The following is a 17,962-nucleotide window of genomic DNA, read 5'->3' on the forward strand; positions in this document are numbered from 1 at the left end:
GATATAGTTCATTAAAACGCAACCATATCTAAACGTTGTATGCAATACTAACAAAACCGATCAATATGAAATTTTTGAAAACACTTTTTTTAATTGGATTAATTATTACCATTACATTTAGTTGTGGAAGCACTGGAGATTATTTTGGGAAGTCAAAATGTGGGATGACATTGATAAATCCTAAAAAGAATTATAAACAAACGGACTCCATAGTTAAAAGAGGTAGAATTGGACTTGGATTTTTAAATGTGCTGAAAAATGTAAGTAATGCAAAGGACAGCTCTGCTGTTTACGATTATTATAAGAAAACTATTAGGGAAACAGCTGAGTATACACCAAGAGAAGTTGTAGATGCTCTAAATTTTAGAATTGAAAGTTTTTGTTTCACACACAAACAATTAGATAAAGATAGAAGAGACAAAAATCTTCCCTTGCCTACTCAAAAAAAGGCAGACAGCTTGTTTTATGAAAACCTAAAGGCTATCGAAGTATTTAATAAATTACTTCAAGGGCAAATTTCAAACCCTATAGATTCAATTATAAAAAAAAAAGTGAATTAGAAATTGTAGATTCATTTCTATATTATGGGCAAAATGATTCAGAAAAATATGATGAAAAAAATTTAAATAACTATACAATTGACTTAAAATTTAGAAACATAGGTGATGATCTTATATTCATTAAAGAGGTAAGGATAAAAATTCGTAATATCTGGACTCTATATTTCGGAGATATTAATTGTATAGCTGATGAAAGTAAATTTGAACCAACTGGAGATTATGTCATAAGAATAGACCCAACTTCTAAGCAAAAAGAATATTCAAAAAGAATATCTCATACTATTAAAATTGATAATCCTGATAGATTCTTGATAAGAATACCCAGATTCCCAATTATTAATGAAAATGAGGATTTAAATTATGAATTAAATGATTCTAAAGCATATTTCGTCCAGTTTAATATTGAAATATTATTCAATAAAGATAACTTCGCCTCTACAGACAACTTTTTAATTAGGCTTGATAAGGATTTTTGTGACTATGGAAATTGCGAGAGAGGTTTTTTAGATTTATCAATAAACAGTATAGAATCTTTTAGAGATTATAATAATTTTTATAGTTGTGAATTATTCGATGGTGAAATTGGAGACATCAGAGAAAATGTAAAAAAACTCTATAAGCATAATTATAATAATTATCAGTTAATCAAAAATGGAAATAATAAGACAAATAAAGATTTATTTATGCTTAATAGAACAGAAAGTCGAATAAACAAAAATTCTTTTAAAATAATGCCTGATTCTATTTTAGTAAGAAATTAAATGAAAAAGTACTGCATACAACAACGTGTATAATTAATTGCTGCGGATTTTCACTTCGGAAAAGCACTCGCATTAATTATCTTAGCCCACAGCGGAATGTTTCTTGCGAACCATCCCGCAACTAATCATACACAAACCGATAAGCGAAACTTTAAAATCTCTACCTAAAAAGAATTGTTTTAATAAATATTAAAGCTTTATTCAATTCTGTATTTTTGCACCATGCGTATAGATATAATTTCGGTTTCGCCAGAATTGATTAAAAGCCCTTTTGAGTATTCTATTATTAAAAGAGGTATTGACAAAGGTTTTGTAGAAGTTCATTTTCATGACCTACGTAAATATGCCGTAAATAAATATGGCAAAATAGACGACTATCAATTTGGTGGAGGCGCTGGTATGGTTTTAATGATAGAACCTATAGATAAATGTATTTCTCAATTAAAATCAGAACGAGCCTACGATGAGGTTATCTATATGACACCAGATGCTGAAATTCTAGATCAGCAAATAGCTAACAGCTTATCCTTAAAAGAAAATATTATCATTCTTTGCGGTCATTATAAAGGTGTAGATCAGCGTGTGCGTGATCAATTTATTACTAAAGAAATCTCGATTGGAGATTATGTCTTAAGTGGTGGTGAATTAGGTGCTGCAGTTTTATGCGATAGTATTATTCGTTTAATCCCTGGTGTAATTGGCGATGAAACCTCTGCCCTTTCTGATTCTTTTCAAGACGGATTATTAGCTCCGCCAGTTTACACAAGACCATCTGATTATAAAGGAGATACTGTACCAGATGTTCTGCTATCTGGAAATTTTCCTAAAATAGATACCTGGCGACACGAAAAAGCTGTAGAAAGAACCGAGCAGATTAGACCAGAACTCCTTAAAAAGGAAAAAAAATAAACTTCAATTAAATTATTGAAATAAAAACTTTTAATTATCTTTGCACTCGCAAAATTAACCTCTGACGAAAATCGTGAATGTTGATTTTGGTTAACCATTAAAATAAAAACAATGGAATCGTTAGTAAAATTTGTACAAGACGAATTTGTAACAAAAAAAGAAAATCCTGAGTTTTCTGCAGGTGATACAATTACTGTATATTACGAAATTAAAGAAGGTAACAAAACCAGAACTCAGTTCTTTAGAGGTGTTGTAATTCAAAGAAGAGGTACTGGTACATCAGAGACGTTTACCATCAGAAAAATGTCTGGTACTGTTGGTGTTGAGCGTATCTTTCCAATTAACTTACCAGCTATTCAAAAGATAGAAGTAAATAAAAAAGGTAAAGTTAGAAGAGCTAGAATCTATTACTTTAGAAACCTTACGGGTAAAAAAGCAAGAATTAAAGAGCAACGCGCTTAATTCTAGTTTTAGAAAAAATAGTAAAGACCGTTTTGAAAATTCAAAACGGTCTTTTTACATTAACAATTGTTAATAAATATTTCTCATATCTTATTGAAAACTTATTAATAAGTCTAACCCTAATTTTCTTGACAAAATAAATTAACATACTATTTTAGCAATAGAATTTACAAAGGGTTAGAAGTAGAGAAATGATTTAGCCTTCGGATTAAATAATTTTGAAACTAATAAAACGTAAATTCTAAAAAGAACGTTCTTTTGTTTTTAATTTCTATAGAATAGAACCAAGTATTTAGCATGAATAATTGGAAATATTGAAGAGATTAAAAATTTGTTAATCGTTTTAAATACAATCTTTGGTTGTTTTTACAAACAAAAAGTATTAAAAAAGGGTTAACCGAAATATATTAACAGAGTGAACTGTTTTTATTAATAGTAAAGAGTAATTAAGCAATTAATTACAAACTCGTGTTAAATGTTTCAGCTCAAAGCCGGATATGATTCTCATGTTCGGCTTTAGTTTGTAATAATCACGCTTATTAACAATTGTTAATAACACTTGTTTGAAACTAGTTAACAAGTTGATTTACTGATAAGTGCATTATAGATTGATATTCATTTAAATTTACCCTTGAATCTAAATAAAATTAAATTACCCCTTTTTTAATTAAGCTATGAATAAGAATTACTATGAGCTATTTAGATTCAATTTAAAACGAGCAATCGTTTATGTTGTTTTTAGCATTTCTTAATTCAGTGTTTAGCGCACAATTTTTGATAAAAAATTATAAAAACAACAACCCAAAGCACCTTAACCGCATAATTAAGGTGCTTTTTATTTTATACACATTTTTTACATTTAGTGATCTTCATTTTATTAAAAATTAGCGCGATAAATAGTATATTTGCTTCGCTAAAATTTTAGCCTGATAAAAACTCTACTCGTTTTTAGCAGATCTAGAATATTAAAACATTAAACATGTCTGAAACTTCAAAGATAATTTATACTATAACCGACGAGGCGCCTGCACTAGCCACACGCTCATTTCTACCTATTATTAAAGCTTTTACCAAAACTTCTAATATCGAAATAGAAACCAAAGATATTTCTTTAGCAGGAAGAATATTAGCAAATTTTTCAGACTATTTAAATAATGACCAACGTGTAGAAGACGCACTAGCGCGGTTAGGAGAATTAGCAAAGAAGCCCGAAGCAAACATTATAAAACTACCTAACATTAGCGCTTCTGTTCCACAATTAAAAGCAGCAATAAAAGAACTACAAAGCTTAGGTTATGCGTTACCAGATTATCCTGAAGAAGTAGAAACCGAAGACGATAAAGCCGTTTTAGCTAGATATAATAAAGTAAAAGGTTCAGCAGTAAATCCTGTTTTACGTGAAGGTAACTCAGACAGACGTGCACCAAAGGCGGTTAAAAATTATGCCAGAAAGAATCCGCATTCTATGGGTACCTGGAGCTCAGGTTCAAAATCTCATGTTTCAACTATGTCTCATGGTGATTTTGCCCATAATGAAAAATCGGTAACTGTTTCTAATGCAACAGATGTACAGATTATACATACAAATACAAATGGCAACAAAACAGTTTTAAAAGAAAAAACATCCTTATTAGCTGGAGAAGTTATTGACTCTTCTGTAATGAGTAAAAAAGCTTTATTAGCCTTTTTAGACAAGCAAGTTAAAGACGCAAAAGATAAAGGCATTTTGTTCTCTTTACATATGAAAGCAACAATGATGAAGGTTTCTGACCCAATTATTTTTGGTCATGCCGTAAGAGTTTTCTTTAAAGATGTTTTTGAAAATCATGCTGAGACTTTTGAAGAAATTGGGGTTGATGTGAATAATGGTTTTGGAAATTTACTAAGCAATCTTGATGAATTATCTGAAAGCAAGAGAAATGAAATTTTAGCAGATATTGATATTGCTTTTGCAAATAACCCTGATGTTGCTATGGTAAATTCTGATAAAGGAATTACCAATTTACATGTGCCTTCTGATGTTATCATTGATGCTTCTATGCCTGCAATGATTCGTACTTCTGGTCAAATGTGGAACAAAGAAGGAAAACAACAAGATACTAAAGCTGTAATTCCAGATAGTTCTTATGCAAATTTATATGAAGCGACAATAGCTTTCTGTAAAAAGAACGGGGCTTTTGATCCAACTACCATGGGAACAGTTCCAAATGTAGGTCTAATGGCTCAAAAAGCTGAAGAATATGGCTCTCACGATAAAACATTCGAAATTGCTTCAGCAGGAAAAGTTCAGGTAATTGATACTAATGGAACTATTTTAATGGAACATAATGTTGAAGAAGGTGATATTTGGAGAATGTGTCAAACTAAAGATGCTCCAGTTGAAGATTGGGTAAAACTAGCTGTGACCAGAGCTAGAGCCACACAAACTCCTGCTGTTTTTTGGCTAGATAAAAACAGAGCTCATGATGCAGAAATCATTAAAAAGGTAGAAAAGTATTTAGGTAATCATGATACAACAGGGTTAGAAATATACATTATGTCTGTTGCAGACGCAACTACTTTTACGCTAGAAAGAGTTAGAGCAGGTAAAGATACCATTTCTGTAACAGGAAACGTATTACGTGATTATTTAACAGACCTCTTCCCTATTCTAGAATTAGGAACTTCAGCAAAAATGTTATCTATTGTTCCCTTAATGAATGGTGGTGGTTTATTCGAAACAGGTGCCGGTGGCTCTGCTCCAAAACATGTTCAGCAATTTGTAGAAGAAAATCACTTACGTTGGGATTCTTTAGGTGAATTTTTAGCTTTAGCTGTGTCATTAGAACATCTAGGCGAAACCAATAACAACAAAAAAGCATTAGTGCTTGCTCAGGCTTTAGATGATGCTACAGATAAATTTTTAGATACTAAAAAATCTCCTTCACGTAAAGTTGGTGAATTAGATAATAGAGGTAGTCATTTTTACTTGGCTATGTATTGGGCACAGGCTCTAGGAAATCAAGATAAAGATGCTGAATTGAAAGATCAGTTTTCTAGAATTGCAACGAAAATGCAAACCAATGAATCTAAAATTATTGATGAATTAAACGATATTCAAGGTAATACCGTAAACATTGGCGGTTATTATGAACCAAATGATGATCTAGCAAATGCTGCTATGAGGCCTAATACCACCCTTAACGATATTTTATCATCTATTTAAAGTGCTTAAATTAATAAAAAAAGGCAGGTGAAATTTCACCTGCCTTTTAAATTACCATCTTTTCCTTTTCTAATTCAAAGTAGTCAGAACTTAAAACACTTAATTAACTTTTTCCTTTTCATTAATTAAGACACATCTTTTTTCTAAAGGTCACATTTACTTACAAAAAATAGTCACATATTTCTTTTATGAGTATTTTTGAGGATGAGTTTTACCAAAACTACTGAACAAGATTCGCACTATAACCATCTTGAAAAGATGTCTATTTCTGAATTATTGACAAATATCAATAATGAAGATAAAACTGTACCTCATGCTATTGAAAAAGTAATCCCTCAAATAGAAAAATTAACTGCGCAAATAATTAATAAGTTAAAAGAAGGTGGTCGCTTATTTTATATTGGGGCTGGCACAAGTGGTAGATTAGGTATTGTAGACGCATCTGAATGCCCTCCTACTTTTGGTGTTTCACATGATTTAGTTATTGGATTGATGGCTGGAGGTGATGCTGCTATTAGAAAAGCGGTAGAATTTGCCGAAGATAGTACTGAACAAGGTTGGAAAGATTTACAAGAACACCAAGTTTCAGAAAAAGATGTAGTAGTTGGTATAGCTGCTTCTGGCACAACTCCATACGTAATTGGCGCATTAGAAACTTGTAATAAACAAGGTATTGTTACAGGATGTATTACTTGCAATATTGATAGCCCACTGGCCTTAACTGCTCAATTTCCAATTGTTGTTGTAGTTGGCCCTGAATTTGTCACTGGAAGCTCTCGAATGAAAGCAGGCACAGCTCAGAAGTTAGTACTTAATATGCTTTCTACTACTACTATGATACAACTCGGTAAAGTAAAAGGAAACAAAATGGTAGACATGCAGTTATCTAATAATAAATTAGTAGATAGAGGTACTAAAATGGTTATGAATGCCCTTAACATTTCTGAAAGTTTAGCTAATGAATTACTACTAAAATGTGGTAGTGTGCGAAATGCAATTAATAACTATAAAAAATGAGTGCAAAAAAAACACCTGTCTCTAAAGGATTAAAATATTTTGCCTTGGCATTACCATTACTTTTTGGAGCTCCCATTATAATAACTATGGGCTTTAAAGCATTAGCAAAAAACAATTCTTATATAATTTTAGTTATTGGCATTATATTAGCTCTTTTAGCAATAGTTGTTACCGCCAAAGCTGTAATAAGCATTATGAAGTCGATTTTTGAAAAGGATGAAGAATAAGGTTTTTTATACCAAACTCACCCAATGGGAGCATTGGCCAACATATATGTTTTATGTTCCTTTGATTCCATATTATATCTTCAAAGCAATAAAAGCCAGAAACTTAATTTTTTTCTCGGCTACCAATCCTGCGATAAAATATTCTGGAAATGGTACGGAGTCTAAATACAAAACAATACTGTTGATTCCTGAAAGTTTTCGCCCAAAAACAGTTTTAGTAGAAACCTATCAAGAATTTAACAAAACCAAAGAACAACTTAATGCAGCAAATATTACCTACCCATTAATTGCAAAACCAGATGTTGGTTTTAGAGGCTATCTTGTAAAAAAAATTGACTCAGAAAATGAGTTAAAAGAGTATCTAAAAAGAAATGATGTTGCTATTATTATCCAAGAGTTTGTAGACTATAAAAACGAATGTGGAATTTTCTATTCTAGAATGCCAGATCAAAAGCAAGGTGACATATCTTCAATCACCTTAAAGAAATTTTTAACCATTATAGGCGATGGTACTTCTACACTTTCTCAACTCATTTTAAACGATCAGAGAGCATATCTTTATTTCGATTTACTAAAAAACATCCATAAAAACACTATGGATAGTATTCTTAAGAAGGATGAAGAAAAAGTATTAACAGTTATCGGAAATCATTCTAAAGGAACTCAGTTTATAAATGGAAATCATTTGATTTGCAACGAACTGAGGAAAACAATCGACAATTTAAATAAACAAATAAATGGTTGGTTTTATGGTAGACTTGATATAAAATATGACACCTTTGAAAAACTAAAACAAGGTAAGGATTTTAAAATTTTAGAAATCAATGGTATCATTTCAGAACCTACTCATATTTATGACCCAAAAGGAACTACTTACTTAGATGCTTTAAAGAGTATTAAAAATCATTGGAAGATCATTAATAAAATAGCTCGAAAAAATCACGATATATTTAATGTTTCTTACCCAAAATTAATCCCTTATCTAAAGGATATTATTTGGCTTAGAAAATACTCCAAGAAAATTATAAGCTTAAACAGAGTAAATTAAGAACCTATTCTTCTTTCAAACTTTGGAGTAGTTGGGTTATAACCGAAATCAGCATCAGGTAATTCTATCCCTAATTCAGCAATAATATATCCTATACTTGCAAAATGATGAATAGCATGGCTATGTGCCTGAATTAAAATTGAATTCAGAGTATAGTTAGCGGTAACTTTACCCAAACCTAGATCATCTGTTACTTCTACTAATTGATCTAGATTTATGTTATTTATGGTTTTAACTTTTGTTAAAATTTCATCAAAATAAGCCAATCCAAAAGCAATTTTATTTTCGGCTAATTCATTACGCTTTCTTGCTGTAAGATCTATTTGTTTGGTTTCTAACCCATCAAAAATACAATCAAAAACATCTAAAATATGGCGCATATGCCTACCGATACTTGAGTAATAAGGTTTTACAGACTCATCACTGTATTGAATATCTGTTATATTATTCAATAATCTTACTCCTCTATTAAGATTGTGTTGAATAGCATTAATCATATTATTAGGGTTAAAATTTGACGGTTAGTCGCAAATATAATAATTAATTTACGCCATACTCTTTTTAGATATATCATTAATCAACTTATTATTAACAACTGTAATCTAAGAGAGTATTATTTATAATTAGTGTTATATTCTTTCTTCTGGTTACATCAAAAAATATTCATTTTTTTAATGAGCTGATTATCTAGCATTTAAATAGTAAAATTATGATCATTAATAGTAAACAAATTTTCTTTGGCACGCTCTTTGAAAATCCTAAAGAAAGTGGAAGCCGAAAAACTAAAGAGTAGGCATAATCCTTAAAACCATATATTATGAAAAAAGGACTACTATTAATTTTAGGAATGCTCATGATGGTTTCTACTGCTGAAGCCAACGAAGGCATTAAAACAAACAGTACTAAGGGTTATTTTAGCTACTATGGTACTAACCCAATTAAGTTTACCGAACGCGGTATTAAGTTTTTCGTGTTCCCGAATGGGGATGTAGATTTTAATACACGTTCTCGCAATTATAGAACGCAGTATTACTACAGAAATGGTAGGCGTTATTCTAAGCGAATTCTACATAGAGGCATAAAAATAGACAGAGACTATTTTGGTCGAGTTCGTAGAGTTGGCAATGTATTTATCAATTACAATAGATATGGTAATGTAACTAGAGTTGGTTCGGTGTTCATCGATTACAACAGAGGAAGAAGATTAAAGCGTATTGGTGGATTACACCTTAAATATGATCGTTTTGGAAGAGTACGCTACTTCGGTCAAGTAAAGCCACGTTTTGATTACGGAAGTCGCTTTGACGATTATTATTTTGATGACTTTATCTATGACTATAATGACAATTTCTTCTACAATGATGATTTTTATAATGACTATGAAGATTACGGAGAAGATGATGATTACTACTACTATAGATCAAAAAGTGATAAAAAAGGATATAGTAAAGGATTAAAGAAAGGTCATAAAAAAGGAAAGATCATTAAGCGTAAGAAATTGAAAAAGATAGATGATTTCGATGATGACTATAAAGAACGAAAAAGGAGAAGATAATTAGACGATGGCTGAAATCCCGTATCAATACTTTTGGTGCGGGATTTTTTATTTTATATAATTTTTAAACACCTCTTGAATATCACCAGATATTTTTAACCTAACCACTAAAAGTAGATAGATAGTTGAAATTAATAACGTCTTCAATAAGATATTCGCTATAGGATGAAACGGAAAATTCCAAAAATAGAATGTCACAAACATTATTAGTACTATTACGCCAATTTTTAAAGTAGCTACGGTAAAAGGCTGCATTTTTAATTTGAGTAAAATATAAACTACCTTGACACTACTAAAAACAAATACTACCAATAATGTAGCTAATGCAGCGCCATTAATACCCATTAAGCCTATTAGCCATCTATTCAGAAGTATAACGCTTATAGCCATTGCAACTGAAAAATAAAAGAAAACTTTATAATATTTAGAATTGGTCATTATAGCTCCGTTGGTACCAATAGCTGTCTTTATAATCTCTGATATTGAAATGATTAATACAATATAAATACCTACTGAAAATTCTGGTTTATTAATAAGTAAATAGAGGTCTTCTACATTTAAATTGATCAGTAAAAAAAGTAATCCGCCAGCTATAAGAAGATTTAGCGAACTCTTTTTATATAATGAACTCACCTCGTCTAAGTTATTATTGTTCAACTCTTGTGCAGTAAGTGGGTTTATTATTTGTTTCATTGCTCTTGATGGAATAGATATAACAGAAGCGATATATATACCCACAGAATAATAAGCTACTTTGGCTATTAATTCTTGCTGTGGAATCATAAACTTATCAATCTCTAATAAAATACCTGCAGCCGATCCTGCAAGAATTATATAAAAAGAATAACTTATAATTTCTTTTAAATTATCAGGGAATTTAAGTGTAAATGTTGGTTTATAAAGAGAAAAAGCATACACCATCATAATGATCATTCTTATAAAATAGACAATTACAATAGCGTAGATAAATTGTACTTCAGTAATCTTATCTAGAAAAACTAAAATCAATAAAATAGTTGCCGAAATACGTGCAAAAACCTCTTTTATAAAATTACCAAAAACTGATTGCAATTTGATTTTCGTCCAAGAGTAAAAGACTTCAAAATAGCCCATAAAAATAGCCACAAGAAAAATAAGATATGTATAGGGCTTTATTATAGCATTTTTATTTGATAGCCAATATGCTATAGTTTCATAGGTCAATGCACCAATTACTCCTAAAGGAATAATAATCAATAATGGCAATATTAAAGAAATAGTTAAGAATTGATCTTGCTCTCGTTTTGTTTTATAAGCACTAAAGAATTTTATAATTGTATGCTGCATACCAAAAACAAGTAATGGCAAAATGATATTTGCAGCAGAAAGCAAAAAAACTGTTAACCCATAATAATCTTCGTTTAAAAACCATACGTAAAGAAATAATGTGTTAATTCCGCCAATAGCGAAACCTAAAAAAATAATGATGGTGTTTTTAAAAGATTGTTTTAAAACGATACCCATATTAATGTTCCTGAGCTATCAATTTTTTAGTGAGATAATTAAATCGAATATACAACATAATTGCAGAAGCAGTTAAGCCTGCTAATAGACCGATCCAGATACCTACACTTCCATAAACATCCTCTTTTCCTAAAAAATAACTAATCGGAAAGCCAATAACCCAATAAGCTACAAATGTTATAAAAGTAGGAATTTTTACATCTTGCAATCCGCGCAAAGCGCCTAAAACTACTACTTGAACTCCGTCAGAAATCTGAAATACCGCGGCAACTAATAATAATTTAGCAGCAATACCGATCACTGCCATATTATCTACCTGATTACTTAAATCATTGTGATCGAGATATAACAATGGTAAATCTTGATTAAAGATCATAAAGATCAATGCAAAGACAATATTAAGAATAACTACCAAAAAGAAAATAGAAATAGCTATCCTTCGTAATTCTTTAAAATTTTTCAATCCCTTTTGATTTCCAACACGTATCATAGCAGCAACACTTAAACCCATGGCAATCATAAATGTCATTGAAGATAGATTTAATGCAATTTGATTAGCCGCTTGCGGGTTTTTACCTAAAGCTCCAGAAAGCCAAATAGCAGCAGTAAAAATAGCAACTTCAAAAAGCATTTGTAATGCAGATGGAAACCCTAAATCAATTATTTTTTTAAGAATAACTTTCTTTATATTCTTAAAGCTAAACCGTTCTATATATGGCTTGAATTTTTCTTTTTGTTTTAGTAAAATCCAAATAAAAATTAGCATAATAATCCTAGAGACTAGTGTTCCTATAGCCGCACCTATAATTCCTAACTCAGGAAATCCGAACTTTCCAAAAATCAATAAATAATTTAAGATCACATTAATCACATTGGCCAAAATTGTTGCCCACATGGCATATTTTGTTTGCGAAAGCCCATCTGCAAATTGCTTAAAAGCTTGAAACATTATAAGTGGTACAAGAGAAAAAGCCACTAGGTTTAAATATGGCATGGCATACTCAACAACTTCAACTGGCTGATCCATGTGATACATTAACGGTTTAATAAGTAGTATCACAAAAAATAATGAAATACCTAATATGGTACATAGAAACAACCCGTGATTAAAAGCTTGCTTACCTTTTTCTATATTATTTTCACCATCAGCCTCCGCAACCAAAGGAGTTATAGCTGTAGAAAAACCAATACCTAAACTCATTGCAATAAAAATAAAGCTGTTTCCTAACGATACAGCCGCTAGCTCCGCCGTTCCTAACTGACCTACCATGATATTGTCAATAAAACTGACCAATGTATGGCCAATCATACCCAACATTACAGGGTATGCCAGTTTTAAGTTATAGCGAAACTCAGAAGTGTAGTTACTTAAGTTCAAGGTTTGATTTTTCAGCTGATAAAGGTACTAGATTTCATTAGAGTTTGTATAATAAAATATTCAACTAAAAAATCATTACTATAATAATGCTTGATCAATACTAAATCTCTTTATAATAAGTTATATATCTAAATTCCTTTAATATGAGTAGAAAGATAAAAATCTTGATACTCCCCTTATTATTTATCGTATTGTCCTGTTCTCGAGACGAAGAAATTATTTCTCTTGAAGAAGAAATTATCGCTGAGGCCGAACTAACTATAGAAGAAGAAATCCTATTATTAGTAAATGAGCATCGTAAAAGCATTGGTAAATCTGAGCTTCAGCGTAATACAATTGCTGATAATTTAGCTAAAGAACATACTAATTACATGATTAATCAAGGTGAAATTAGTCATGATTATTTTAGCGATAGATTCAATGAATTGCAGCAAAAAGTAAATGCAAAGAGCGCTGGAGAGAATGTTGCTGCTGGATATTCTTCTGCAAAAAGCGTAATGAATGGATGGTTAAATAGTAGCGGTCATAAAGCAAATATTGAAGGTAATTTTACACATATTGGTATAGCCGCAATTAAAGACAATCAAGGTAAATATTACTATACACAGTTATTCTATCGAAATTAGTTAAGTAAAGAAATATACTAAATCCTTAAAAACTGAGTTATATAAACTAGCTAAACAACTTATAATTATCATGAATAGAAAATTATTATTATGGGTAATCCCTGTCGCTTTATTATTATTGTCTTGGTCTGATGACAAATTAGATCATAACCCAAACGTTGCTGATGAATTTACCGTTGCTAATGAACTTATAGTATTAGTAAATAATCATCGTGCTAGTATTGGCAAAACTCTTTTAAAGAGAAATGCAACTGCAGATAAATTAGCTGCTCAACATGCCGAATATATGGTTACTAAAAAAGGAGTTAGCCATGACAACTACGACGTTAGGTGGGAAATTCTAGAAGAAAAAGAGAGTGCAGAAGAAGTTACTGAAAACATTGGTTTTGATGTTAGTGCTGAAAAAGCTCTATTGGCTTGTTTACAAAACGCTTGGTTAAAAGCAAATGTAGAAGGTGATTTTACACACACAGGTATTGCTGTAAAAAAAGACAGCAAGGGTAGGTATTTCTATACCCAGATATTCTTTAAATAAAAATTTAAAAAAGTATATTATTGTACATTAGCTATACTTAACTGTATGGCTAATGTATATTGATATTTATCAGATTGATGCTTTTACTGATACACTCTTTGGCGGAAACCCTGCTGCAGTATGTCCCCTTAAAAAGTGGCTACCTGATGATTTACTTTTAAAAATTGCGCAAGAAAATAATCTTGCTGAAACTGCTTATTTTGTAAAATTAGATAGCGGTAACTATCACTTACGTTGGTTTACACCAGAAATAGAAATGGATTTGTGCGGACATGCTACACTAGCCTCTGCTTTTGTTCTATTTGAATATTTAAATTATAATGCAAACATTATCTCTTTTAAAACTCAAAGCGGTATTTTAAAAGTAAAAAAAGTAGGCGACTTTCTAGAAATGGACTTCCCCTCTCGCCCACCTATAGAAGTAGAATTACCAAAAATCATAGCTGATTCATTTAATATTCAACCAAAAGAGGTCTATAAGGCTAGAGATTACTTATTGATGTATAATGATGAAGCTGAAATCAAAAATTTAAAACCTGACCAAGCCCTATTGAACCAAATAAATATAGACCCTGGTGGCATCATAGTAACTGCAAAAGGAGAAAAAGTAGATTTTGTTTCACGTTTCTTTACACCTCAAGCAACTCTTTTTGAAGATCCTGTAACAGGTTCAGCACATTGTACTTTAACTCCTTTCTGGTCTAAAAATTTAAGCAAAAAAGAGTTACATGCTTTACAAATTTCTGATCGCGTTGGTGAACTATTTTGCAGATTAGAAAATGACAGAGTTTTTATAAAAGGTAAAGCCGTAAAGTATTTACAAGGTAAAATTGAAATTTAATTAATTTCTAGTCTTATAAAAAGGAATACTTCTTTTAAAAGTAACATCATCAACACTATAAGCGCTTTCTATCTGAATAGAATGATTTCCTATAGGAAGACTATCAATATTTATAAATACTTGGTAGCCTTCTCTATCATTATAAAGATTTCTTCTGTATTGGTAATCCACTTCTTTTACGAGTTTATTATCTATTGAAATTGAATAATAATTATTAGCACATTCTACTTTAAAATCATTTCTCAACTCACGGTTTTTTTGAATAGATATATTATCATCCCATTTAAATTCTCCACAAATATTTTTAATAAGTGGTTGTTCACGTTTGTATTTAGGAATATATAATTGTAAATAGTTATCCTTAACTATTTCACTCTGTATAACGGGTTCTAAAATTCTTTTGGCTTCAAGCTTATCTAAATAACTATTCTGAATCACATACGATTCGTGTGAATTTAATTTTACAAAAATATCTGACTTATAATAAGGCACAATATTTCTAAATCTAGGCAATGCCATAAACATACTTATTATAATAATAGCAAACATTCCCACAAAAAATAACTTAGAAGTTACATTTGTTCTAATGGTTTGAATAATATAATTAAATGGCTTATAGGCAATAAAGTAAATAGCCTTACTAAAAAATTGATTCATCTTATAAGAATATTTTTTAGCAAAAGAAGTATTTTTTAATACTCCCGCTGATGTCAAACCACTAATAATCGCTACTAGAAAAAATAATATTACAAATCCGTAACCAATATAATTAACAGTCTCTACTGGTAAAAATTTAATCAATAGTTCACTGAGGCCTATATATATAAAGAGCCAAATTGATATACTAATTAGTACCATAATCATAGCACAAAGTATTGAGAATATTAAGCTACATAGCTTATCTAATTCTAATGAATATTGCGATAGATCCGGAAACTCTTTTTTTAGTTTTTCCTTAAAATGTTCTGGATACGCCTTACTCTCCATATTTATCCCACCAGGAAATACAGAACTTAGTCCTAAAATACCTGCCCATAAAATACGAAGTACTAAATGTGTTATAAAACTAACAACCAAAACCGCATGTGCTGTATAAATGTATAGTAACATGAAATACAAAATATTTAAAATACGGTCACTAAATCGCAAAACAGCCCATTCAGCAAAACTATCAAGATAAACCCCCATAGATAGAGATCCATAGATGGCTAAACCAGAAGCTATTAATTCAGCTTGCCAAGATTGCGCTTCTAAAGCTTGTAACCATTCGGGTTTATTATTGGTCATAGGTTAAGATTTGGTATAGCCAAGATAGATATTCTTATGTGTAATGGCAAAAATTAAAAAACCCGCTCAGCTGAGCGGGTTTTTTTATACTAAATGTAGTCTTAGACTACTCTTCTTTCACTTCCTCGAAGTCTACATCTTGTACATCATCGCCTTCTGTAGCAGCACCGTTGGCTCCGGCATCAGGACCAGCAGCTCCTCCAGCTTGCGCTTCTTGCTGTGCTTTGTACATTTCTTCTGAGGCTACTTTCCAAGCTTCATTAATCTTTTCCATAGCAGTATCTATTTGCGCTAAATCTTTAGATTCGTGTGCTTTTTTCAATTCTTCTAAAGCAGCTTCAATTGGTGCTTTTTTATCATCAGATAATTTATCACCAAATTCACTTAGTTGCTTTTCTGTTTGGAAAATCATAGAATCAGCTCCATTGATCTTATCAGCTGTTTCTTTCGCTAATTTATCCGCTTCAGCGTTAGCTTCAGCATCAGCTTTCATCTTTTCGATTTCCTCATCTGTTAATCCAGAAGAAGCTTCAATTCTAATATTATGTTCTTTACCAGTACCTTTATCTTTTGCAGATACATTGATAATACCATTTGCATCAATATCGAATGTCACTTCAATTTGAGGCACTCCTCTTGGCGCTGGTGGAATTCCATCTAAATGGAAACGACCAATTGTTTTATTATCACCTGCCATAGCACGCTCACCTTGCAACACGTGAATCTCTACAGATGGTTGATTATCTGCTGCAGTTGAGAATACTTGTGATTTCTTTGTAGGAATCGTAGTATTTGCCTCAATCAACTTTGTCATTACGTTACCCATAGTTTCTATACCTAGTGATAATGGAGTTACATCTAATAACAATACATCTTTTACGTCTCCTGTTAATACACCACCTTGAATAGCGGCACCTACAGCCACAACCTCATCAGGATTAACACCCTTAGACGGCTTCTTACCAAAAAATTTCTCTACAGCTTCTTGTACCGCAGGGATACGAGTAGAACCACCAACTAAAATGATTTCGTCGATATCTCCAGTTGATAAATCTGCATTCTTTAAAGCAGTTTTACATGGTTCAACTGTTCTTTTAATTAGATCATCAATTAATTTTTCGAAATGAGACCTCGTTAACGTTCTTACCAAGTGCTTTGGTCCGCTAGCAGTAGCAGTTACATAAGGTAAATTGATTTCTGTTTGTGCAGAAGATGATAATTCAATTTTCGCTTTTTCAGCAGCTTCTTTTAAACGCTGCAACGCCATCGGGTCTTCACGAAGATCCATATTTTCATCATTCTTAAACTCCTCAGCTAACCAATTGATTATTTTTTGATCAACATCATCACCACCTAAATGTGTATCGCCATCAGTAGATAATACTTCAAAAACGCCATCACCTAATTCTAAGATAGATACATCATGTGTACCTCCACCAAAGTCAAAAACAACAATTTTTTTGTCTTCATTCTTTTTATCCATACCATAAGCCAAAGCAGCGGCAGTAGGCTCATTAATGATACGTTCTACTTTTAATCCAGCAATTTCACCAGCTTCTTTAGTAGCTTGACGTTGAGCATCATTAAAATATGCTGGTACAGTAATTACCGCTTGAGTTACCGAAGTGCCTAAGTAATCTTCAGCCGTTTTTTTCATTTTCTGTAATACCATAGCCGATAATTCTTGTGGTGTATATAAACGACCATCTATATCAACTCTTGGTGTATTATTATCGCCTTTTACAACTTTGTAAGGCACTCTTTCAGCTTCTTTTTGAGACTCAGAGTATTTATTACCCATAAATCTTTTAATAGAATAAACTGTTTTTGTTGGGTTCGTAACCGCTTGACGCTTTGCAGGATCACCAACTTTTATCTCACCTCCCTCAACGAAAGCAATTACAGATGGTGTAGTTCTTTTTCCTTCAGCATTAGGAATTACAACCGGTTCATTACCTTCCATTACAGAAACACATGAGTTGGTTGTTCCTAAATCAATTCCTATAATTTTACTCATAATATATTTTAATTGTTATTTTGATTTTATT

General features: G+C 31.4%; 17 protein-coding genes. 12 read left to right on the top strand and 5 right to left on the bottom strand.

The annotated features are described in order from the left end of the window. Positions 1-65: 65 nt before the first annotated feature. The 8 genes from AC1EUV_RS08180 (at position 66) to AC1EUV_RS08215 (ending at position 8,189) form a co-directional block, all read left to right on the top strand. The gene (locus AC1EUV_RS08180; protein ID WP_480198195.1) at positions 66-560 is read left to right on the top strand and encodes a hypothetical protein; all 495 of its coding nucleotides are present in this window, start codon (positions 66-68) and stop codon (positions 558-560) included. 308 nt (positions 561-868) lie between these two features. Beyond that, a complete protein-coding gene (locus tag AC1EUV_RS08185) occupies positions 869-1,321 on the top strand; it encodes a hypothetical protein (protein WP_480198196.1) in 453 nt (150 codons plus the stop codon). A 222-nt stretch (positions 1,322-1,543) separates the two neighbouring features. Continuing rightward, positions 1,544-2,230 (top strand): tRNA (guanosine(37)-N1)-methyltransferase TrmD, encoded by a 687-nt coding sequence (trmD, locus tag AC1EUV_RS08190; protein WP_480198197.1) that lies wholly within the window; start codon positions 1,544-1,546, stop codon positions 2,228-2,230. Between the two features lie 111 nt (positions 2,231-2,341). Further along, positions 2,342-2,692: a 50S ribosomal protein L19 gene (gene rplS, locus AC1EUV_RS08195; RefSeq protein ID WP_480198198.1), complete on the top strand. Its 351-nt coding sequence runs from the start codon at positions 2,342-2,344 to the stop codon at positions 2,690-2,692. A 979-nt stretch (positions 2,693-3,671) separates the two neighbouring features. Continuing rightward, positions 3,672-5,897 carry an NADP-dependent isocitrate dehydrogenase gene (locus AC1EUV_RS08200; protein ID WP_480198199.1) on the top strand — a complete coding sequence of 742 codons (2,226 nt, stop codon included), beginning with the start codon at positions 3,672-3,674 and terminating at the stop codon, positions 5,895-5,897. Positions 5,898-6,101: 204 nt separating this feature from the next. Then, positions 6,102-6,914, top strand: a complete 813-nt coding sequence (gene murQ, locus AC1EUV_RS08205) for an N-acetylmuramic acid 6-phosphate etherase (RefSeq protein WP_480198200.1) — start codon at positions 6,102-6,104, stop codon at positions 6,912-6,914. Beyond that, positions 6,911-7,141, top strand: coding sequence for a DUF6095 family protein (locus tag AC1EUV_RS08210; protein WP_480198201.1), 231 nt, complete (start codon positions 6,911-6,913; stop codon positions 7,139-7,141). The genes murQ and AC1EUV_RS08210 overlap by 4 nt, the downstream gene beginning before the upstream one ends. Next, complete coding sequence (locus tag AC1EUV_RS08215) at positions 7,131-8,189, top strand: D-alanine--D-alanine ligase (protein ID WP_480198202.1); 1,059 nt, start codon at positions 7,131-7,133, stop codon at positions 8,187-8,189. The genes AC1EUV_RS08210 and AC1EUV_RS08215 overlap by 11 nt, the downstream gene beginning before the upstream one ends. Here AC1EUV_RS08215 and AC1EUV_RS08220 read toward each other — a convergent pair. After that, the gene (locus AC1EUV_RS08220; protein WP_480198203.1) at positions 8,186-8,686 is read right to left on the bottom strand and encodes a DinB family protein; all 501 of its coding nucleotides are present in this window, start codon (positions 8,684-8,686) and stop codon (positions 8,186-8,188) included. The genes AC1EUV_RS08215 and AC1EUV_RS08220 overlap by 4 nt on opposite strands. 320 nt (positions 8,687-9,006) lie before the next feature. Here AC1EUV_RS08220 and AC1EUV_RS08225 point away from each other — a divergent pair, with 320 nt between their 5' ends. Then, positions 9,007-9,744, top strand: a complete 738-nt coding sequence (locus tag AC1EUV_RS08225; RefSeq protein WP_480198204.1) for a hypothetical protein — start codon at positions 9,007-9,009, stop codon at positions 9,742-9,744. Positions 9,745-9,792: 48 nt separating this feature from the next. On the opposite strand, the gene AC1EUV_RS08230 is transcribed toward AC1EUV_RS08225, so the two are convergent. Together AC1EUV_RS08230 and AC1EUV_RS08235 are read right to left on the bottom strand one after the other, a co-directional pair. Then, positions 9,793-11,247, bottom strand: coding sequence for a lipopolysaccharide biosynthesis protein (locus AC1EUV_RS08230; protein ID WP_480198205.1), 1,455 nt, complete (start codon positions 11,245-11,247; stop codon positions 9,793-9,795). A 1-nt stretch (position 11,248) separates the two neighbouring features. Beyond that, positions 11,249-12,625: an MATE family efflux transporter gene (locus AC1EUV_RS08235; protein WP_480198206.1), complete on the bottom strand. Its 1,377-nt coding sequence runs from the start codon at positions 12,623-12,625 to the stop codon at positions 11,249-11,251. A gap of 143 nt (positions 12,626-12,768) precedes the next feature. On the opposite strand from AC1EUV_RS08235, the gene AC1EUV_RS08240 reads away from it, so the two are divergent. From AC1EUV_RS08240 to AC1EUV_RS08250, 3 genes are all read left to right on the top strand, one after another. Next, positions 12,769-13,251: a CAP domain-containing protein gene (locus AC1EUV_RS08240; protein ID WP_480198207.1), complete on the top strand. Its 483-nt coding sequence runs from the start codon at positions 12,769-12,771 to the stop codon at positions 13,249-13,251. Positions 13,252-13,321: 70 nt separating this feature from the next. Continuing rightward, positions 13,322-13,786 carry a CAP domain-containing protein gene (locus AC1EUV_RS08245; protein WP_480198208.1) on the top strand — a complete coding sequence of 155 codons (465 nt, stop codon included), beginning with the start codon at positions 13,322-13,324 and terminating at the stop codon, positions 13,784-13,786. Between the two features lie 52 nt (positions 13,787-13,838). Then, positions 13,839-14,627 carry a PhzF family phenazine biosynthesis protein gene (locus tag AC1EUV_RS08250; protein WP_480198209.1) on the top strand — a complete coding sequence of 263 codons (789 nt, stop codon included), beginning with the start codon at positions 13,839-13,841 and terminating at the stop codon, positions 14,625-14,627. On the opposite strand, the gene AC1EUV_RS08255 is transcribed toward AC1EUV_RS08250, so the two are convergent. Next, on the bottom strand, positions 14,628-15,914 hold the full coding sequence (locus AC1EUV_RS08255) for a hypothetical protein (RefSeq protein ID WP_480198210.1): 1,287 nt from the start codon (positions 15,912-15,914) through the stop codon (positions 14,628-14,630). It lies immediately after the preceding gene. A 106-nt stretch (positions 15,915-16,020) separates the two neighbouring features. Next, positions 16,021-17,931 carry a molecular chaperone DnaK gene (gene dnaK / locus AC1EUV_RS08260; protein ID WP_480198211.1) on the bottom strand — a complete coding sequence of 637 codons (1,911 nt, stop codon included), beginning with the start codon at positions 17,929-17,931 and terminating at the stop codon, positions 16,021-16,023. Between the last annotated feature and the right edge of the window lie 31 nt (positions 17,932-17,962).

The sequence above is a fragment of the Maritimimonas sp. 2304DJ26-3 genome (assembly GCF_056591635.1).